This is a genomic window from Metabacillus litoralis, assembly GCF_003667825.1.
GTDB lineage: Bacteria > Bacillota > Bacilli > Bacillales > Bacillaceae > Metabacillus > Metabacillus litoralis_B.
The window spans coordinates 1-21278 of record NZ_CP033043.1; the positions used below are offsets into that span (position 1 = coordinate 1).

18 protein-coding genes are annotated in these 21278 nt (G+C 35.7%); 13 read left to right on the forward strand and 5 right to left on the reverse strand.

Going from position 1 to position 21278, the window contains the following annotated elements; all coding sequences use genetic code 11:
• Positions 1 to 346: 346 nt before the first annotated feature.
• Complete coding sequence (locus D9842_RS00005; RefSeq protein WP_121660703.1) at positions 347 to 2575, forward strand: alpha-galactosidase; 2229 nt, start codon at positions 347 to 349, stop codon at positions 2573 to 2575.
• A gap of 57 nt (positions 2576 to 2632) precedes the next feature.
• On the opposite strand, the gene D9842_RS00010 is transcribed toward D9842_RS00005, so the two are convergent.
• Entirely contained in the window at positions 2633 to 2872 is a 240-nt protein-coding gene (locus tag D9842_RS00010; RefSeq protein WP_162987251.1) for a stage VI sporulation protein F, read from the reverse strand.
• Positions 2873 to 2905: 33 nt separating this feature from the next.
• The gene (locus tag D9842_RS00015) at positions 2906 to 3964 is read right to left on the reverse strand and encodes an LLM class flavin-dependent oxidoreductase (protein ID WP_121660705.1); all 1059 of its coding nucleotides are present in this window, start codon (positions 3962 to 3964) and stop codon (positions 2906 to 2908) included.
• Positions 3965 to 4155: 191 nt separating this feature from the next.
• On the opposite strand from D9842_RS00015, the gene D9842_RS00020 reads away from it, so the two are divergent.
• Entirely contained in the window at positions 4156 to 4563 is a 408-nt protein-coding gene (locus tag D9842_RS00020) for a hypothetical protein (RefSeq protein WP_232273600.1), read from the forward strand.
• A 169-nt stretch (positions 4564 to 4732) separates the two neighbouring features.
• Here the strand turns inward: D9842_RS00020 and D9842_RS00025 are convergent, their stop codons facing one another.
• The gene (locus tag D9842_RS00025; protein ID WP_121660706.1) at positions 4733 to 5491 is read right to left on the reverse strand and encodes an SDR family oxidoreductase; all 759 of its coding nucleotides are present in this window, start codon (positions 5489 to 5491) and stop codon (positions 4733 to 4735) included.
• 149 nt (positions 5492 to 5640) lie between these two features.
• Between D9842_RS00025 and D9842_RS00030 the strand changes: the two genes are divergently transcribed.
• From D9842_RS00030 to D9842_RS00055, 6 genes are all read left to right on the forward strand, one after another.
• On the forward strand, positions 5641 to 6198 hold the full coding sequence (locus tag D9842_RS00030) for a TetR/AcrR family transcriptional regulator (RefSeq protein WP_121660707.1): 558 nt from the start codon (positions 5641 to 5643) through the stop codon (positions 6196 to 6198).
• A 120-nt stretch (positions 6199 to 6318) separates the two neighbouring features.
• Positions 6319 to 6876, forward strand: coding sequence for a thioredoxin family protein (locus D9842_RS00035; RefSeq protein ID WP_121660708.1), 558 nt, complete (start codon positions 6319 to 6321; stop codon positions 6874 to 6876).
• A gap of 384 nt (positions 6877 to 7260) precedes the next feature.
• On the forward strand, positions 7261 to 8364 hold the full coding sequence (gene bglB, locus D9842_RS00040) for a beta-galactosidase BglB (protein WP_121660709.1): 1104 nt from the start codon (positions 7261 to 7263) through the stop codon (positions 8362 to 8364).
• A gap of 102 nt (positions 8365 to 8466) precedes the next feature.
• The gene (locus tag D9842_RS00045; protein WP_121660710.1) at positions 8467 to 9462 is read left to right on the forward strand and encodes a TRAP transporter substrate-binding protein; all 996 of its coding nucleotides are present in this window, start codon (positions 8467 to 8469) and stop codon (positions 9460 to 9462) included.
• Positions 9463 to 9476: 14 nt separating this feature from the next.
• A complete protein-coding gene (locus D9842_RS00050; protein ID WP_121660711.1) occupies positions 9477 to 9980 on the forward strand; it encodes a TRAP transporter small permease in 504 nt (167 codons plus the stop codon).
• Between the two features lie 30 nt (positions 9981 to 10010).
• A complete protein-coding gene (locus D9842_RS00055) occupies positions 10011 to 11309 on the forward strand; it encodes a TRAP transporter large permease (protein WP_121660712.1) in 1299 nt (432 codons plus the stop codon).
• Between the two features lie 47 nt (positions 11310 to 11356).
• Here D9842_RS00055 and D9842_RS00060 read toward each other — a convergent pair whose 3' ends face one another.
• Entirely contained in the window at positions 11357 to 12238 is an 882-nt protein-coding gene (locus D9842_RS00060) for a LysR family transcriptional regulator (protein WP_121660713.1), read from the reverse strand.
• 183 nt (positions 12239 to 12421) lie between these two features.
• Between D9842_RS00060 and D9842_RS00065 the strand changes: the two genes are divergently transcribed.
• A complete protein-coding gene (locus tag D9842_RS00065; RefSeq protein ID WP_121660714.1) occupies positions 12422 to 14143 on the forward strand; it encodes a SulP family inorganic anion transporter in 1722 nt (573 codons plus the stop codon).
• 42 nt (positions 14144 to 14185) lie between these two features.
• Here D9842_RS00065 and D9842_RS00070 read toward each other — a convergent pair whose 3' ends face one another.
• Positions 14186 to 15409, reverse strand: coding sequence for a helix-turn-helix domain-containing protein (locus D9842_RS00070; protein ID WP_121660715.1), 1224 nt, complete (start codon positions 15407 to 15409; stop codon positions 14186 to 14188).
• A gap of 201 nt (positions 15410 to 15610) precedes the next feature.
• On the opposite strand from D9842_RS00070, the gene D9842_RS00075 reads away from it, so the two are divergent.
• The 4 genes from D9842_RS00075 to D9842_RS00090 all read left to right on the forward strand — a co-directional run bounded on the left by D9842_RS00075 (position 15611) and on the right by D9842_RS00090 (position 21271).
• The gene (locus D9842_RS00075; RefSeq protein ID WP_257536078.1) at positions 15611 to 17878 is read left to right on the forward strand and encodes a glycoside hydrolase family 3 C-terminal domain-containing protein; all 2268 of its coding nucleotides are present in this window, start codon (positions 15611 to 15613) and stop codon (positions 17876 to 17878) included.
• A 267-nt stretch (positions 17879 to 18145) separates the two neighbouring features.
• Positions 18146 to 18841: a phosphatase PAP2 family protein gene (locus D9842_RS00080; RefSeq protein ID WP_162987252.1), complete on the forward strand. Its 696-nt coding sequence runs from the start codon at positions 18146 to 18148 to the stop codon at positions 18839 to 18841.
• Positions 18842 to 18866: 25 nt separating this feature from the next.
• A complete protein-coding gene (locus tag D9842_RS00085; protein WP_121660718.1) occupies positions 18867 to 19538 on the forward strand; it encodes a serine/threonine protein kinase in 672 nt (223 codons plus the stop codon).
• 374 nt (positions 19539 to 19912) lie between these two features.
• On the forward strand, positions 19913 to 21271 hold the full coding sequence (locus D9842_RS00090) for an MFS transporter (RefSeq protein WP_121660719.1): 1359 nt from the start codon (positions 19913 to 19915) through the stop codon (positions 21269 to 21271).
• Positions 21272 to 21278: the final 7 nt, after the last annotated feature.

Consider the following 21278-nt stretch of genomic DNA (forward strand, 5'->3'; position numbering starts at 1 on the left):
GACATAAATCTGTAGAAAGATCAGGCTACAGTCTCGATACAAGCAGAATCGGGACAGAAACCGTCGGAAAGATAAAGCCATTGTCTCGATACAAGCAGAATCGGGACATAAACCGTCGGAAAGATAAAGCCACAGTCTCGAAACAGGTAGAATCGAGACAGAAACCGTTGGAAAGATCGGGCCACTGTCCCGATACAAGTAAAATTGGGACATAAACCGTCGGCTAGATCAAGCCACTGTCTCGATACAAGCAGAATCGGGCCAAAATCCGGTCCCGAGACCAAGATCCATTCCCGTTACAAAGGTAATCAACCAATGAAAGACTGTCAATCGGAGGGGTTGAAACATGCACATTCATATAAACGATCAGCTGCAACAATTTCACTTAACAAATGGTCAAATCAGTTATATTTTTCAAGTGTTAAAGAATGGTAGTCTTGGGCAGCTTTATTTTGGAAAGGCTCTTCGTCATCGTGAGGATTTTTCACATTTTCAACGAAATGATCTTCCTACAGCCGCAAGCTGTCATTTTTATCAAGATGATCCAGCCTTTTCTCTCGAAACAACACGTCAAGAATATCCAGTCCCAGGTAAGGGGGATTTTCGTGAGGCTGCGATTGAGGTTGTTAATTCTGAAGGCAGGCTTGGAAACTTATTTACATACCGAGGATATGAGGTAGTAAAAGGAAAGCCACCATTAACGGGGCTACCTGCTACATATGCCGGAGAAGAAGAAGCTACGACTCTTATTGTGACACTTGAAGATCATCAAGTAAGCGCAAGACTTCAATTATCTTATACCATTTTTCATCATTTGCCGGTTATAACCCGCACTGTAAAAATTGAGAATATAGGAAAACACACACTTTCATTAACTAAGCTCATGAGTTCATCTATCGATCTTCCAGACTCAGAGTATAAAATGGTGCATTTATCTGGAACATGGTCTAGAGAAAGACATGTAAAAGAAAGAGAGCTTGTACAAGGCATATCTTCCGTCTCTAGTATAAGAGGAGCTAGCTCACATCATGATAACCCTTTTATTGCTTTAAAACGAAAAAATACAACAGAGCATCTTGACGAAGTGTATGGCTTCAATTTTGTGTATAGCAGTAATTTTCTAGCACAGGTTCAGGTTGATCATTATGAAACATCAAGAGTGATGATGGGGATTCATCCACATAAATTTCAGTGGAATCTTAATGCAAATGAAAGCTTTCAAGCGCCAGAAGTAGTGATCGTTTACTCTAACGAAGGGTTAAACGGGATGAGTCAGGCTTTTCATCAATTATATCGTCAGCATTTAATTCGTGATCCATGGAAAAAAGAAGAAAGACCTGTTTTAATCAATAACTGGGAAGCAACTTATTTTGATTTTAATGAAGAAAAGCTAGTGAATATTGCGAAAAGTGCTAAAGATTTAGGGATTGAGTTATTTGTTTTAGATGATGGTTGGTTTGGAAAACGAAACGATGATACATCATCACTTGGTGATTGGTTTGAGGATGAAGACAAACTTCCGAATGGCTTGGAATCATTAGCAAGCAAACTAAAGGAAATGGATCTTAAGTTTGGATTATGGTTTGAGCCGGAAATGATTAATCCAGTTAGTCAGTTGTATAAGGAACATCCTGATTGGATTGTTGGAAGACCCGGGGAGCACCTTGTCTTTGGAAGAAATCAACTTGTATTGGATTTTTCAAGGCCTGAAGTAGTGAACTATTTATATGAGAAAATGGCAGGAATCATTAGCAAAACAAAGCTTTCTTATATTAAGTGGGATATGAATCGAAATATAACAGATGCCTACTCATCGGCCCTTAACCAAGAACAACAGGGTGAATTTTTCCATCGCTATATTTTAGGTGTTTATGATTTGTATGAAAGACTAACAACTGAATTTCCTGATGTTTTATTCGAATCTTGTGCGGGTGGTGGAGGCAGATTTGATCCAGGTATGCTTTATTACGCTCCACAAGCTTGGACAAGTGATGATACCGATGCAGTGGAACGTCTTAAAATTCAATACGGAACATCACTTGCCTATCCTATATATAGTATGGGTTCACACGTTTCGGCTGTTCCAAATCATCAAACATTAAGAAAAACACCGATCGATACTAGAGCAAATACTGCCTATTTTGGTACATTTGGTTATGAGTTAAATCCACTTGATCTAAAAGAGGAAGAGCGGGAAATCATCAAAACTCAAGTTCAATTTTACAAAAATCATCGTAAACTAATTCGAGATGGAGACTTTTATCGACTTCAAAGTCCGTTTGAAGAAAACGAAACAGCATGGATCATTGTTTCAAAAGATAGGGAGGAAGCGTTGGTTGGCTGGTATAAAGTCCTTGCGACGGCGAATCCAAAGAAGCAACAGGTGCTGCCTTTAAAAGGACTTGATGTTAATTTGTTGTATGAAGTGAATGGAGAAAAAGCCTATTATGGTGATGAACTAGTTTATCGAGGTTTACCTTTGCCTATTGAGTTTAATGGCGTAAACGGAAAATTGGCTGAACGAGGCGGAGATTATCAGTCAGCAGTGTTTTATTTAAATGGAAGGGAGAAATAAAACGAAATAAGTGACCCCTCCACACAAAATAAACAAGGAAGCAGAAAGAAGAAGTTCCTATGAATTTCTTCTTCTTCTGCTGTTATACATCTTTGAATCGTTCTGAAAAGATTCATAGGTTTGAATAATTAAGTTTTCCGTTTTCTTTGATATCGGTTTTTTGGCAGTCTGAGAGACTTTTCGAATAAAGGCTCGAAGCTCTTGTTCCTTGTGGAAATCCGTTTGTTTGAAAAATTCCATCATTTTAACAAGATCATTCACCGTTAATCCTGTTCTTTTTTCAATTTCATCAAACATAAGCATTCCTCCTGACAATTCCTTGATACCATTCTATTTCTTTGTTTCCCTTCTTATGACAGGTGCTACTTCAGTGGCTAATCGTTCAATGTTTTCAACCACAGTTTTAAAAGGCATTCCTCCAATATCAATTTGTGCCATAAAACGTTGATGTCCAAAAAGTTCATATTGATGTAAAATTTTTTCGGTAATTTGTTGTGAGCTTCCCACAAATAGTGATCCTTTCTCACTGGTTACTTGTTCAAAGTCATTTCTTATCTCTTCTTGATCTGCATTTATTAATCTCCAATAGCTTGAATGATAGGGAAAGAATTCTTTTTTTGCTTGTTCAGCTGTGTTTGAAAGGTAGGTGTGACCACTAACTGCTACTTTAATCTCTGTAGGAGACACTCCATATTTGTCTGCTTCTTGACGATATATGTCTACAAGGTCTTTATAAAGCAGGTAATCTTTTCCAAAGGTAACGACAACTAATCCGGTACCTAATCTTCCCGCACGTGCTGCACTTTGAGGTGTGCTACCAACACCAACCCATAACGGCAGTTTGTCTTGAAATGCACGTGGAACAATGTCTGCATGCTGCAGAGGGGAGCGGAAATTCCCTTCCCACGTTACATTTCTCTCTTCATTCAACTTTTGGAAAAGTGTAATATTTTCCTCAAATAATTCATCATAATTTTTCACATCATATCCAAAGAGAGGGAAAGATTCCAAGTAGGCTCCTCGACCAGCAATGATTTCGGCACGGCCGTTAGATAAAAGATCAAGTGTTGCAAAATCTTCATACAAACGAACAGGGTCGTTGGTGTTAAAGACTGTCGTTGCGGTTGTTAGTTTCATTCTCTTGGTTACCTGAGAAATTGAAGACAATACAACAGAAGGAGATGACACTGCATAATCAAAACGATGGTGCTCGCCTAAACCAAAAACATCAAGTCCTACCTCATCTGCAAGCTTTGCGGCTTCAATGATTTCTTCAATTCGCTGCTTAGCACTGATGGTTTCTCCTGTATGGGGATTCGGACGTAAATCTGCTAAAGAATAAATTCCAATTTCCATTCCATGAGAGTGAACGGTTTCATCTTCCTTCATAATGCTCCCTCCAACAATTTCATACATAAACTTCGTGTGTTTCTTGTTTAGTTTATGACTAAATGTCATAAGTTGTAATTGGATTAACTATAATTAATCACTTGCCTATATCTAGGAACTTTTGTTTTACCCCATTATCAATGAATCGGTGGTATAATTCTTTTTAGAATATAGGGAAGGAGGAGAGGCGTATGGAAGAAATTTTAAGGCAAATGTTAAGCGAAATAAAAGAAATGCGAGTTGATATAAATGAATTGCGAAAAGACACAAATGAATTAAAGAAGGATACAAATGAATTAAAGAAAGACACAAGCGAATTAAAGAAGGATACCTATGAATTAAGAAAAGATACAAATGAATTAAAGAAGGATACCTATGAATTAAGAAAAGATACAAATGAATTAAAGAAAGATACCTATGAATTGCGAGAAGGTCAGAAAAGACTAGAAGCCGGCCAAGAAAAGTTACAAAAGAACCTTGTTGATAGTCTTGGGTTATATACTGATAAGATTGTTGATTATGTTGATAATCGAACAGAAGTATTAAACAAAAGAGTCTATAAAGTAGAATCTGAAATAGAACGAATGAGTAGACAGTAAAAGTAAAATCAAGAATTAAATCTCTTCAGTTTTAAGTTGCTATTACACTCCATCTACGTAAGCCTTCATGAATAATCCCTAGAAATAAATCCTACATCAAAGCCAATATTTTCCTTTATAATAAGACAAGCCCCGAAAAGATTTTCAGGGCTTGATTTTTGTCCTATTCTTAGTAAGCAGTCCAGCCAGCGTCAGCAGCGATCACTTGTCCATTTATAAAGCTTGATTCATCAGAACCTAAGAAAACAGCAAGTTGTGCAACTTCAGCAGGTTTGCCTACGCGTGGCATTGTCCCTTGTCCAGTCGATTGGCGACCAAATCCAAACTCAGATACATTCGTCATACTTGAACCAATGTTTGTCTCTACACCACCAGGGGCGATACCATTACACCGGATTCCAGATTGAGCATACATGTATGCAGTGTTTTTTGTTAATCCAGTTACAGCATGCTTAGAAGCTGTATACGCTGCTCCTGCACGCGCACCACGTAAGCCACCTGCGGATATATTATTTACGATAATGCCATGACCTTGCTCTAAGAAAATGTTCGTAGCGATACGCATTGCACGCATGACACCAGTCGTGTTCACTGCAAAAACGCGATCCCATTTTTCATCAGTAATTTCACCAACAGGCTCCATACCATCCATAATACCTGCATTGTTGACTAGAATATCCAGCTTACCATAAGCTTCTTTTGTTTCAGTGAATAATTGTTCTAAGTCTGATAATTCAGCAACATTTGTACGGTTAGCAACTGCAACGCCACCACTGCTGTTAATAGCCTCAGCTACTGCTTGGGCACCTTCAAAATTAAAATCAGAAACAACGACTTTTGCTCCTTCTTTTGCGTAAAGCTCTGCAATTGCTTTTCCCATACCTGAAGCTGCACCTGTTATGATGGCCACTTTATCTTTTAATCTCATATTATTTAACTCCCCTTTTAAATGTTATTGTACATTTGTTCAATAAAATAATAATATGGAATTGAAACCGTATTCAATAAGCAAAAAATGATGGAATTGTACAATATTGAACAAAAAGCTAGAAAGTGTCTAATAAAGGAGGGATGCATGTGAATAAAAATGATTTGCGTGTTCAAAAAACAAAAGAAAGTATCCATTCCGCCTTAACGAAACTGTTAAAAATAAAACCACTCACACATATAAAAGTAACGGAGCTTTGTAGAGAAGCAAAAATAAATCGAGGTACATTTTATTTTCATTACCAAGAAGTTGGAGATGTGTTTAAGGAGTTTTTTGATGAAATGATGGTAGATTTAAAAGAATCTTATAATGAACCTTATCGTCATACCGATTTTCTGAACATAGAAAATTTAGACCCAAAAACAGTTCGGATTTTTCATCATATAAAGAAGTTTGAGGAGTTTTATAAAATTATCCTATCTAAAGAAGTATCGTCAGAATATTATTACATGTTATTCGATGAAGTCCGTTCAATTTTTATAGAAGATAAAAACACAGTACAGCCTGGAAAGTCTACAGATTTTTTATATTCGTATTCTGCAAATGCCATTATCGGATTAATCATTGAGTGGTATCGTCATGATTTTCAAGAGTCTGCAGATGAAATGAACATTCATTTGGTCAATATTCTTAAATTAAAAGGATAGTGTCACGACTCCTATGTCACCGTTCTTCTATCTCTAGATGGGATAAATTTAGATCAATTTTTGCATTTAAAATAATTCAGGCTTAATATGATGATATAAATAAGTAAATGAGGTGTTATCATGAAAACAGAAGAGCAGTATTTTAAAGAAGGAAAATCAATTCAACAATATATGGATGAGATGGGCAATTTAAAAGAGGAAAGCTTCCATGTTTATCAAGAATTTCAACTACCAGAAGATGGGTTTGTCAATGAATTAGCAAAGCATTCACTTCACTTTTTAATTATTACGGAAGATTGGTGTGGCGATGCTATGATGATCAATCCAGTTATTCGAAAGCTAGCTGAAGCTGCAGACGTTGAAGTGCGTGTTACATTAAGAGATGCTGATACAGAGCTTATTGATCGACATTTAACAAATGGTGGACGAGCAATACCGATTGTTTTAATTTTGAATGATGAAGGTACATTGATTGGAAAGTGGGGTCCACGTGCGCCAGAAGTCCAGCAAATTGTAGATGACCTCAGGGCTAAACTTCCGGCAAAGGAGGATCCATCTTTTCCAGAAAAACAAAAAGAAATGATCTCATCATTACAAAAACGGTACAAAGAGGAACACACACTTTGGCTATATGTTTACCAAAGTTTTAAGAAAGGCTTATTATCATTATTAAATTAAGAGGCAATTTCTTTCATTGCATTTCAAAACCTTAATATCTTATTGAAATAACTACCAAAAAGCAATATTGGTAGTTATTTTTTTATTTTTCTAAAAACATAAAAATGTTGAAGTTAGTGTGATAACACTGGTTTCAACGTTTTTTAGGAATCTAGCAAAACATAATAAAAGAAACCCTATTGACCACAAGTCATTAATTTTTTATAATGAAAGTGGAAATAAACAAACAAAAGTGGTATTAAATAAACATAATAAATAAAAAAGAAACGTTAAATAGCAGAGAAACAAAAGGTTATGCCAAATCAAAGAGAACTTTAGATGAAATTGAAAACGTTTTATCTTTTTGAGATTTAAAGCTATTACAATAATTTTGGAGGGATTACAATGACTCAAAAACAAGCTTTATTAGAGAAAACTGACATTATGAACTACATAGATGTATTGATGGATAATCTTTCACAAATAAAAGATAATACAGGTGAATTTTTATTAAACTTTGATGGTTTAGTTGTTGATGATAAGAGCTGGAATGTTTGGAACTGGCCGCAAGGTGTTGGGTTGTATGGAATCTTTAAGTATTGGAAACTAACAAATAGTCAGAAGGCTTTGACTATAATGACAGATTGGTTTCAAGCTAGATTTGAAGAAGGTGTACCACCCAAAAATGTCAATACAATGGCTCCTTTATTAACGCTAGCGTTTTTATACGAAGAAACGAAGGATCAGACATTTGTTCCTTATTTAGAGAATTGGGCAGAGTGGGTTATGCATGATATGCCACGAACGGAAGAAAACGGTCTTCAGCATATGACATACGGCCCTGAAAATAAAAATCAGCTATGGGATGACACCTTGATGATGACGGTTTTACCTTTGGCCAAGATCGGACGACTTTTCAATAAACAAGAATATATCGAAGAAGCGAAAAGACAATTTTTAATTCATATTAAGTATTTAAGTGACCGTAAAACAGGACTATGGTTTCACGGCTGGACTTTTGAAGAAAATCATAATTATGCTGAAGCATTATGGGGAAGAGGGAACTGCTGGATTACAATTGCTATTCCTGAATTTATCGAAATTCTCGATTTAAAAGAGGGAGATTTCTTAAGAGAATTTCTTCTTGATACATTAAAAAGACAAATTGAGGCATTAGCTGAATATCAAGATGAAAGCGGATTATGGCATACGTTAATCAATGATAAAACCTCTTATTTAGAAGCTTCTGCAACAGCTGGCTTTGCTTATGGAATCTTAAAGTCCGTTCATAAACGATATATTGGTCAAGAATATAAAGAAATGGCTTACAAAGCAATCCGTGGAATTGTGAATGAAATTAATGATGAAGGTGCTTTGCAGAAGGTATCAGTGGGAACAGGTATGGGTGATACATTAGAGTTTTATAAGGAAATCAAAACTACGACAATGCCATATGGACAATCATTAGCCGTTTTAAGCTTATCTCAATTTTTATATGAATTTTTCTAAAAAGTTGTTTCATTGAATAATAGATTTGGCTAGTGGAAGAGTGAAGCTGCTAGCTAAATCGCTTAAAAGCAAAGGAGATTAATTTCACAGGGGGATTAAAAATTGAAGAAAATCATTCCAGTAATCGTTATAGGGTTGTTATGTGTTATTTTAATCACTGGCTATAGTAAAAATGAGAACGATTCCATAGTGTTGCGGTTCGCATATGCAAGTAATAGTCAACCTGTAAAAGATGCAATGGCTGAGTTTGGAAGGTTACTTTCTGAGAAAACAAACGGAGAAGTTACGGTTGAGTATTATCCTGATAGTCAATTAGGTGGAGAACGTGAATTAATCGAATTAACGCAAACAGGGGCAGTAGATATTACAAAAGTTAGTGGATCAGCATTAGAAAGTTTTTCAGATAAATACTCCATTTTCGGATTGCCATACTTATTTGATAACGAAGAACATTTTTACCGGGTAATGGATAGTGATCTTGTTCAACCAATTTTTCAATCAACAGAAAAGTTAGGGTTTGTTGGATTAACGTATTATGATTCTGGACAAAGAAGTTTTTATATGACAGATGGACCAATTGAAAGCCCAAGCGATTTAGCAGGCAAAAAAATTAGGGTAATGCAAAGTCAAACAGCCATCAAAATGGTTCAATTACTAGGCGGATCACCAACACCGATGGATAGCGGAGAAGTGTATACTTCCTTACAGCAAGGAATTTTAGATGGTGCGGAAAATAATGAGTTTGCCATCACAGAAGCTGGACACGGTGAGGTTGCAAAATATTATTCGTATGATGAACACACAAGAGTTCCAGATATTATGGTGATGAATAAAGAAACGTTAGAAGGATTAACAAAAGAGCAACAAGAGGCTGTCTATGAAGCAGCAAAAGAATCAACAGCATTTGAAAAAGTCGTTTGGAAGGATGCAGTCGATCAAGCAAAAGAAAGATCGGAAAATGAATTTGGTGTGGTTTTTAATGAAGTCGATAAGAAGCCTTTCCAAGAAGCCGTACAGCCGTTACATGATGAATTTGCTAATAATGAAGAGTTCAAGCAATTGTATGCAGATATTCAGAAGTTGAAAGAAAATAAATGATAGAGGTTGATACGATGAGAGATGTAAAGAAAAGTGTCGATAGAGTCATAGAATTTCTTACCTGTACGTTATTCTTATTAATGGTAGCGGTTGCAAGTTGGCAAGTGTTAAGTCGCTTCATTTTCAAAAGTCCAAGTACATTTTCAGAAGAACTTTTAAGGTATAGCTTGATTTGGCTAGCTATGCTGGCAACTGCATATGTGGTAGGGAAAAATGAGCATATTGCAATTACCTTTTTAAGAGATCGTTTGATCGAGGAATCAAGAATAAAGCTAGATATTCTCATTCAATCTATCTTCCTATTATTCTCTGCAATTATTATGGTCTATGGTGGGGCAAAGGCTGTTTCATTAACAATGGCACAGATTTCTCCTGCCTTGCATGTACCGATGGGATTTGTTTACTTGGCTTTACCTGTATCTGGTGTTTTTATTCTGTTTTACAGCACAACGAATATTTTAGAGTTGCTACATAAAAAGAAAAAAGTAACCGTTATCAAACAGAGAAATGCAAGTTAAGTTAATTATTAATGAAAGCAGGTGCAACCTATGGAGTTACAAGCAAGCTTAATCTTAATTGCCGTTTTCGCTCTATTAATGGTGATTGGAATACCGATTGCAATTAGTATCGCATTAGCTTCGCTAGCAACAGTGATCATTGTTTTACCATTTGATGTTTCTGTATTCACTTCCGCACAAAAAATGATTACAAGTTTAGATAGCTTTTCGCTATTAGCAGTCCCGTTTTTTATTCTTTCAGGGATTATTATGAACAATGGTGGAATTGCGATCAAGCTCGTAAATCTAGCAAAGTTAATAGGTGGTAGGATCCCGGGATCATTAGCACATACTAACATTATCGGAAATATGTTTTTTGGTTCGATTTCTGGTTCTGCGATTGCTGCTTCAACAGCAATTGGTGGAACTTTGATTCCATTACAAGAAAAGGAAGGGTACAGTAAAACCTATTCAGCAGCAGTTAATATTGCATCAGCTCCAACAGGGATGTTAATTCCTCCGAGTTCAGCTTTCATTATTTTCTCCCTAATAAGTGGTGGAACTTCCATTGCCGCATTATTTATGGGTGGATATGTTGTAGGGATATTATGGGGATTAGCCGTTATGCTAGTTGCGTTTTTTATCGCTAAAAAAAATAAATATCCGGTCATTCCGATGGTTTCCTTTAGTGAAGCTAGAAAAATTGTAATAGATGCGATTCCTAGTTTATTGCTTGTTGTGATCATCATTGGTGGAATACTTTCAGGGATTTTTACAGCGATAGAGGCGTCAGCAGTTTGTGTTGTTTACTCATTATTTTTAGCTCTTGTTTTCTATCGATCTATTTCACTTAAGCAATTGCCAGGTGTTTTAGTACAAGCTGTGCAAATGACCGGTGTTATTATGTTTTTAATTGCTGCTTCATCAGGTATGTCTTTTGTTATGGCGCTAACTGGTATACCTGAAGCTATTAGTAATGGAATCTTAGGCATTTCAGATAATAAATTCGTTATTCTTGCATGTATTACAGTGATTTTATTAATTGTTGGGACGTTTATGGATATTGCACCTGCAATCTTAATTTTCACCCCAATCTTTTTGCCTATTGCCACAAACTTAGGAATTGACCCTGTACACTTTGGAATCTTCTTTGTCTTTAACTTATGTATTGGAACGATTACACCTCCTGTTGGAACAGGATTATTCGTAGGAGCGAGCATAGGGAAGGTGAAGATTGAAAAAATTATTAAACCATTGCTTCCATTTTATATAGCGATTGTCGTGATTTTAGTGTTGGTTACGTTTGTGCCGCAGATTAGTTTGTTTTTGCCTAATTTGTTTGGGTTGTAGAAATTAAAAAGGCAATAAATCTATTAGTAGATTTGTTGCCTTTTTTCTTAATGCTGAATGAATTCTACAAATTGAGAAACACCTTCTCGATGAAACCGCTGTGGCTTTTTAACAAGCCATAAGCTTCTTGCAATATGTACATCTTTAATTTTTATTTCTTGTAAATAGCCCTGTTCTAATTCTCTCGCAACAGTTAGTCTAGAAAGAATGCTAATTCCAAGGCCTGACTCAACAGCACTTTTTATAGCTTGGGTACTACCAATTTCCATATAACTATTTATCTTTTCTAAAATGCCATATTCTTTAAGGGCCTTTTCTGCAATAAGTCTTGTCCCTGAAATTGATTCACGCCAAATCATTTTCTCATCTGCTAACTCCTCAATATGAATTGCTGATCGGTCTTTCCAGGGGTGATCAGGAGGGCAAACGAGGATGAGTTCATCATCGGCAAATTTTTCAACAATTAAATGTTTATCCTCAACAATTCCTTCAACTAATGCGATGTCAATCACATCATTTGTTAAATCCTCTAGTACACTTGGTGTATTTCGAATCGTTAAACTTACTTTAATATCTGGTGCATGTTTTTTAAACCGACCAAGTAAACTTGGTAATAGAAATTCACCAATTGTCAGAGAAGCACCTACTCTTAGATTTGAATTGTACTCCCCGGTAGCCTGAAGGATGACTTCTTTCGATCTGTCAAAATCATTAATAATGGCTTTGGCAAAAGGGTAGAGCATTTTCCCTGTTTCTGTAACAGTAAGCTTGCCTTCGGTCCGATCAAATAATAAGGTACCATAAAAATTCTCTAATTGGCGGATTTGTCTTGTCACAGCCGGCTGAGACACAAAGCTTAATCTTGCTGCTTGACTAATGCTTCCTTCATCAACGACTAAGCAAAACATTTTCAGGTTTTCTATATTCATAAATACCCTCCCAATTAGACATTTTTATCTTATCTTTATATAATACCCTAGGTCGGCTTTTTTAGGAAAATAACTAGCTATAACAATCTGTTATATGCTATGCATTTGTTGCAATATGCCTCCGTGAAAAAGCGTGTTATCGTATAGATAAGAAGAACTTTTAAAGTAAAGGAAATGGTAAAGATGACCATTAAAAAGTATATACCACTAGGCTTAGAACAACCATATAACAAAAATCTACTGATGAAAGATTTGATTGCAGGCTTAACCTTATTTGTGATGCTCGTTCCTCAAGGTATGGCATATGCAATGTTAGCGGGTTTACCACCGGTTATGGGGTTGTATGCTTCAACCATTCCTTTAATCATTTATGCAGTATTAGCCTCTTCAAGGCATTTATCGGTTGGTCCAACAGCCATAACATCTTTACTTGTTTTTTCAGGAATATCGAGCATAGGAGAGCCCGGGTCACAGGATTATATCACGCTTGTTATTTTATTGGCACTTATGGTGGGGACAATTCAATGTTTGCTAGGAGTATTAAGAATGGGTTTTATTGTGAAATTCATTTCACCATCTGTGCTGGGTGGCTATACTTCAGCTGCAGCTATTATAATTGGTCTAAGTCAGTTAAAGCATCTGATTGGAATCGATCTTGGTACGTATTTTCAGGCTCATCATTTACTGATTGGAATAAGTAGGGAAATAGCGAATTTACATTGGATGACTGTTCTTTTAGGAATAAGTAGTATCATCTTTTTAATCATTTTCAAAAAAATAAATTCACATTTTCCAGCTGCTCTTGTCCTAATTCTGTTGTCTTCATTAAGTGTGTACATTTTTTCATTACACGAAAAAGGTGTTCAAATTGTTGGGACGGTGCCAAATGGGTTTCCAACTTTAGTATTGCCAACGATTTCATTAGAAAGTGTGAAGCAATTAATTATACCAGCAATCATCATTGCATTGCTTGGTTTTATGGAGTCATTGGCAATAGGGAAAACAATTGCGGATAAAGAAAAATATAAACTTAACCCAAATCGTGAGTTAAAGGCATTAGGCTTAGCTAATATGCTAGGTTCGTTGTTTCAGATCTTCCCTGTTAATGGAAGCTTTTCAAGAAGTGCAGTGAATCATCAAAGTGGTGGCGTTACGCAATTAGTGTCAATTTTCACTAGTTTGTTTATGATCATTACATTGATGTTATTTACCTCTTATTTTTATTATTTGCCGAGTGCAGTTCTAGCTGCGATCATTATCGTTGCCGTCTATAAATTAATTGATATTGAACAAGCAAAATTCTTGTTCAATGTAAGATCAATAGATGGATGGAGCTGGATTGTCACCTTTTTTGTCACCTTATTTGTTGGAATTCAGTGGGGAATTTTAGTTGGTGCTATTTTTAATTTCTGTTTGTTGTTAGCAAGAATAACAAGGCCAAATATTATTGAAATGGGATATCTTGAAAAGGAACAAATATTTCGCGATATAAAGAGATTTCCTCAAGCTACAACACTTGAAGATTTAATTATGATTCGAGTTGATTCTTCGATTCATTTTGCAAACATGTCTTATTTGGAAGAAAAAATTAGAGAGTTTCTTTATTTAAAGCCTTTAGCTAACATGATTATTATCGATTTTTCCGGAGTGAATGATATGGACACACCGTCCTTTGAGGTAATAGAAGATTTGAAGGAACAACTAGAAAAGGAAAAAAATATTAGCATGTACTTTGTCGGAATGAAGGGTACTGTTAGGGAAACAGCAAATAAATTAGGCTGGGATCGTAAATTTAATGAAGAAATGAATTATTATACGATTGAAAAATTACTTGAAAATAAGAAAATAAGGGTATCAACTTCTTCCGATAAAAACAATCAAACACCGTATATGTATTATATTTAAAAGGTGAGTAGCAAAATGTATGATTTGCTACTCACCTTTTTCTTATGTTAAAGTTTTGTACTTCTTAGGAGTTATGCCGGTATATTTCTTGAACACCTTTGTGAAATAACTTTGATCATGAAAGTTTAAGATTGTCGAAATTTTCAAAAGTGAATAGTCCGTAAAAGTTAACAATGTTTTGGCTTCATCAATTTTCGTTTGATGAATATATTCCGCAATGGGCATTCCTACTTCTTTTTTAAAAAGAGATGATACATAATTTGGATGCATATCTACGAGTTCCGCAAGTTGTGTTAGGGTCAATTCTTCGTAAAGATGTGTATAAATATAATTCATACACTTGTTTATTGGCTTAGAGTAGCTTTGTTGTTTCTGCTTACGTACACGATCGGCAAATTCACTTAATGCTTGTTCTATAAAAGGATCAATCAATGAACAATCTGTTAATTCCTCTAAGCTTTGGATATACAAATCGCTAAGTGTATAAGCAATTTCATAATGAAGACCACCTTCAATTGCGGCGCGTGTTGCTAAAGTAATCGCAGTAATACCAAGGTTTTTACTATGACGTAACTGACTTTTTTTAGAAAGAATTCCAACCTTACCGTTTTCGGGACTTATTTTAAATATCTTTAAGAATTCTTCCTTCCTACCTTCTTTAATGAATTGAAAGAGCCTTTTCTCATACATAAAATCATGATGAAATGAGACATTTTCCCGTTGTTGCGAAATGGTTACTTCGGGATCTTCAATTTTGAATGTAAGATCTCCAGCTTTACTATTTTTTAAAATGATTTCTGCCGGGTCCAGTGTTTCTTGGTAAAGCATATAGTATATTTGCATGCTAATATTCATTAATTTCATATGAGAAAGTCGGGGAAGGGTTTCAAAATAATAAACGAGTTTTTCACCTAGACTCTTTTGAACATTCATATCATTTATGAGTGCTGCTAGTCTATCATTTGTTAGCTCGGGTGCAAGAGTTGGACCGACAATGATCATTCCTTTATACTCATTCTCCTGTCTAATTTGAATGATAAAAAATTCTTCATAGTGTTCTGTTTTGACGAACAGTGGGAATAGAAATGTTTCTTTTTTAAAGTTAAATTGCTTGAATATGTTGTGATGAAACGTGCTGTTAGGATTTTTAATACTTAGAGAAGACTGTTCAAATTTAACCATATCGTTGTGATCTATGAAGGTAATAGGAATGTTAAAGGATTCATAAATCAGTTTGCAAATATAATCTACGTCCTTAAGTAGCATCTTTGTCTCCTCACATTTTATTTGAATAATACCATACAGAATATAATATTAAAATATAGCTAAAAATACTAAAATAATACCAAAATTATGTGGGTTTGTTCTTTATAATAAAACATATAGTTTAGTAGAAAGCGTTTACTTTATGGATTTTATGGAGGGATTATGGTGACAAAGGACAACATTAAAGCTCTTATATCTCAAATGACACTTGAAGAAAAAGCCGGTCTATGTTCCGGTAAAGATTTCTGGAATCTAAAAGGAATCGAACGCCTAGGGATTCCATCAATTATGGTAACAGACGGCCCACACGGATTACGAAAACAAAGAATGGGGGCTGATCATTTAGGGTTATTTGATAGTGTACCTGCTACATGTTTTCCATCTGCTGCAGGAATGGCGAGCTCGTGGGATCGTAATCTAATTCAGCAAGTTGGGGTTGCGTTAGGAGAAGAATGTCAGGCTGAGGATGTAGCTGTTCTTCTTGGACCTGGGGCAAATATTAAGCGTTCGCCTTTATGTGGTCGTAATTTTGAGTATTTCTCGGAAGATCCGTACCTTTCATCAGAAATGGCAGCGAATCATATTAAAGGGGTTCAAAGTCAAGGTGTTGGAACATCATTAAAGCATTTTGCGGCAAACAATCAAGAACATCGCAGAATGTCAACGGATGCGATTGTTGATGAAAGAACATTTCGTGAAATCTACTTAGCTAGCTTTGAAGGAGCAGTAAAGCAATCACAGCCGTGGACAGTGATGTGTTCTTATAATAAAGTAAACGGCGAATTTGCTTCTGAAAATAACTATCTATTAAATGATATTTTAAAAGAAGAGTGGGGCTTTGAAGGCTTTGTTGTTTCAGATTGGGGAGCAGTAAATGAGCGTGATGTTGCCTTGGCTAATGGGTTAGAGCTTGAAATGCCAGCTTCAAAAGGAATCGGTGAGAATAAAGTTATTGAAGCTGTTCAAAATGGTACATTATCGGAAGAAAAGTTGAATGCTGCTGTGGAGCGAATTTTAAGAATTATTTTTAAAGCAGTTGAAGAAAAGAAAGAGAATGCAACATATGATCAAGAAGCACATCATCAATTAGCTAGAGTTACGGCTAGGGAAAGTATGGTGTTATTAAAAAATGAAAATAGCATTCTACCACTTAAAAAAGAAGGAAGCATCGCAGTAATTGGTGAATTTGCCAAAGCACCAAGATATCAAGGTGGAGGAAGCTCACATATTAAGCCAACAAGGCTTGAAAACATTCTAGAGGAAATTGAAAAGTCTGCTGGATCGAAAGCAAATGTTACTTACTCTCAAGGATACTATCGTGATAAAGATGAGATTGATGAAACGTTAATCCATGAAGCAAAAGAAGTGGCAGCACAAGTAGAAACAGTTGTCTTGTTTGCAGGTTTACCAGATCGTTATGAATCTGAAGGCTATGATCGTGTACACTTACACATTCCTGAAAACCAACAGCGTTTACTTAATGCTGTTGCTGAGGTGAACTCCAACATTATTGTTGTCTTAAGTAACGGGGCACCAATTGAAATGCCATGGTTAGATAAAGTACAAGGATTACTTGAAGGTTATCTTGGAGGTCAAGCACTTGGCGGAGCCATTGCAGATATTCTTTTTGGTGATGAAAATCCAAGCGGAAAACTTGCTGAAACTTTCCCAAAACAATTAAGTGACAATCCTTCTTATTTATTCTTCCCAGGTGAGGGAGATCGAGTAGAATATCGTGAAGGAATCTTCGTTGGTTATCGTTATTATGATACAAAATTTGTAGAAACTTTATTTCCGTTTGGATATGGACTCAGTTATACAACATTTGAGTATAGCAATCTATCAGTAAGCTCTAAACAACTAAAAGATACAGAAACACTTACTGTAAAAGTTAATGTGAAAAATACAGGTGCTGTCGCTGGTAAGGAAGTTGTTCAGCTTTATGTTAAAGATGTAGAAAGTAGTGTTAGCAGACCTGAAAAGGAATTAAAGGGGTTTGAAAAAGTTGAATTACAACCTGGCGAAGAAAAATCCGTTACATTTACGTTAGATAAACGTGCTTTTGCTTACTACAACACCGAGCTTAAAGATTGGCATGTAGAAAGTGGAGAGTTCGAACTATTAGTAGGGAAAAGCTCTAAAGAGATTGTTTTATCAGAAAAGGTAACAGTTGAATCTTCAATAGAGCTTCCATTAGTTGTGCATCGTAATACAACAATAGGAGATCTGCTTGCGAACCCTAAAGTTGCACCATTAGCGAAAGAAATGTTAGCAAGGGCTCAAGAAGGAAGTCCGTTTGCAGCAGCTGGTGAGGACGAAGGGGAAGGTACAGAAATGATGGCAGCGATGATGAAATATATGCCTTTGCGTGCTTTATCTAATTTTAGTGATGGTAAATTTACCGAAGAAATGCTGCAAGGGATGATTCATCAGTTAAATGAGGTGCAGAAGAATCCTCTTGTGAAATAGAAGTAGAATTAGTCACAGTCATTAATGATTGACCATTAACACATATTTTGCTAGAATGATCTAAACTAAATGATCGATTCCCAAAGGGGAGTAGCTGTTAAACAAAGTCGTCATTTCGGGAGATTACTGCCCCGGCTTTGTTGGCAATTTATATTGCTAGCGAGACCTTTGCCAATTTTATTAATTGGTGAAGGTCTTTTTTTAGGCCTTTACTTAATAGTAAAGGCCTTATTTTGTTTTGTTGAAACTAATGAATGGAGAATGTGGATGAAGTCTGTTCTTAAACTAGAGATGGAGAGAAAACATCTTAGTATATCAAAAATATGGTTATTAACAGTCCTTGTTGGACTAGCTATGAATGTAGTGATTTTTATTCAATTGTCACTTACTTTATTGGAGAAAAACTCATTTTCATTTGATGCTGTGTTAATACGTGCTGTTAGGTCCTACTCTTCTCAGATAATGGATCCAGTGATGGTGTTTATTACTCATCTTGGCTCTAGTACGATGCTCGGATTCTTACTTATTGTTGGGATGGTATGGCTTTACTTAAAATACAAAGATGTATTAGCTACTCTATGCTTTTTGATTGTTGTGGCAGGAGGAGGGTTTCTTAATTCACTATTAAAGATCTATTTTAATCGAGATCGTCCTGATGATAATAGATTGATTGAAGCAGATGGCTTAAGTTTTCCAAGTGGTCATTCAATGGGAAGCATGCTGCTTTATGGATTTTTAGTTTATTTGTCTCTTAGATATGATAGATGGAAGATACGTAAAGCTGGAGTCGTGACTTCGCTCATTTGCCTTATCTTCTTAATTGGAATCAGTCGTATTTATTTGGGAGTTCATTATCCTTCTGATGTTTTTGCAGGTTTTCTTGCAGGGTTTGTTTGGCTTGGTGGGTGGGTCATAGCCCTGGAACTAGCATATATATGGAATAACAAGAAACGAAGATACTAAAGTACTCAAGAAAAAAGGTGAAGCTATGGAAAAAGATTGGTTAGTCGTTGATAAGCTGTTGTCTAAAATAAAAATCACATCAAATCCGAATAATAAGCCTGTAACCATTCACGGCAGTTTGGATGATTTACGATGCATCGGTGTTGGGACGGATGCTGCTGTTTTTCAATATGCACATAAACCACAATATGCCTTTAAGCTATATGCTGAGGATAAAAAGGAAAAAATTCAAATCGAAGCAGAGGTATATCAAAGGTTAAAGAATTCACCATTTTTCGCTACTTGCTATGCTGTGTATGATCGTTATTTAGTTTTAAGCTTTGAAGCAGGTATTACTTTATACGACTGCATTTTACAAGGAATTCATATTCCACAACAAGTCATTTTAGATGTTGAAGATGCTAGGGATTTTGCAAAAGAGCAGGGGCTGAATCCACGTGATATACATTTGAAAAATATCTTACTTCAACAAGGTAGGGCGAAGGTTATTGATGTATCTGAATACGGAAAGGAAGGAAACGACCTTCGATGGGAGCATTTGAAAAAGGCATACGAGCAGTATTATGATTTGATTGATGGTAAAACCATTCCTTTTTGGTTAATGCAAACTGTGCAAAAGTGGTATAATCAGAAAAATTTTGGGACGTTTGATGAGTTTATGAAGGATGTTTTGAGGTTGACGTTTTTTAGGAAGTGATAATCGTTCGATAATTACTTTTATTAAATCTCCATTCATAGAGTTATTCTTTATCTATAAGCTAGCTACTATTCTTGTTGTCAAAGGAGCATAATAAAGCAATTCTTTTATAGTGTATAGTTATTTGTGTAGAAAAGATATGAAAGAGTTTTAAATAAAATACTTTATAACATAGCTTCAGTCCAAATGGGATTGAAGTTTTTTTATTCAGCTCTTTCCACAAATTTAACGAAACAAATTTCTTTTTTTCCTACATAAAGTAGCTAACTATTCTTTTCTTATTCTATTACAATAAAAGCAAGAAAACTGAATATTTGGAAAAGGGGGATAAAATTGAAAGCGTTTACTAAAATATCTAATAGGGGGCTAACAAAGTGAAAGTGATTAACCCGATGAATGTTATTGATAATAGTAAAATTTCTTCGTTTCATGTATGGCTAATAACTTGGTTGTTTTTAGTTATTGCTTTTGATGGGTATGATGTTGTCGTTTATGGTGCGTCTGTTCCATCATTAATACAGGAGTGGGGAATTTCAGATGTAACAGCTGGTGCAATAGGTAGTTACACGGTTATTGGAACCGCTTTGGGGGCAGTTATTTTTGGGATGCTGTCTGATAAAATAGGTCGTAAAAAAATTATTTTGCTGACGACGTTCCTATTTAGTTTCTTTACCATGATATCTGGTTTTGCAACAGGCCCAATTTTATTCGCTGTATTTAGAATCATTGCCGGGATTGGTTTAGGTGGGGTAATGCCGAATGTTATTGCGCTTGCTACTGAATTTTCTCCAAAACGAGTTCGATCTGCTATTGTTTCTTTCATTTTCTGTGGATATTCTATTGGCGCACTTGCAGCAGCACTGACAAGCCGTTCACTTTTACCAACAGTTGGATGGGAGCCAGTTTATTGGTTAGCGGGTATTCCACTTTTGTTTATCCCATTTTTATTAAAAAGTATCCCTGAATCAGTAGGGTTTCTTATCGAAAAAGGCAAAGAAGAGGAAGCTAGAAAAACATTAATGAAAATTGATCCAAGCTTAAGAACTGGTGGGGAGTTTGAATTTGTAAAACCACCTGCAAAAGAACCTGGTTCACCAGTTGTGAAGCTATTTGAAGATAAACGTGCATTAAGTACCATAATGTTCTGGATTTCTTGCTTTAGTGCCTTTGTCTTAATTTATTCTATGAACACATGGTTACCTCGCCTTATGATGCAATCAGGTTATGATCTTAGCTCAAGTCTAGCATTTACGGCTGTCATGCAAATAGGAGCAATTGTAGGTACGATTATTTTTGGTCGTTTGGTTGATAAAATTGGATTTAAAAAGGTTCTTGTTCCTTTATTCTTCTGTGGTGCTATAGCGTTATCATTTATCGGATTAACAAATAGTATGGCAATCGCTTTTGTATTAATTGCGATCATTGGTGCAGCTTCAGTTGGATTACAGAACATCTCCAATGCATTTGTTTCTCAATACTATCCTTCTAGTATGCGTTCCACAGGACTTGGAAGCACGATGGCATTTGGTCGTATTGGAGGAATAGTAGCGCCAATCTTTGTTGGGTTCCTATTAACAATGAATCTATTACCGCAATTTAATTTTGTCGCAATCGGAGGAGCAGCATTACTTGGAGGAATCGCAATGTTGTTTGTCCAAGAAAAGCATGGAGATTACTATGAAGCAAAAGAAGAGGTTAAACCAACAAATAGCCCAGTGAATGTAGCAAAATAAATATGTC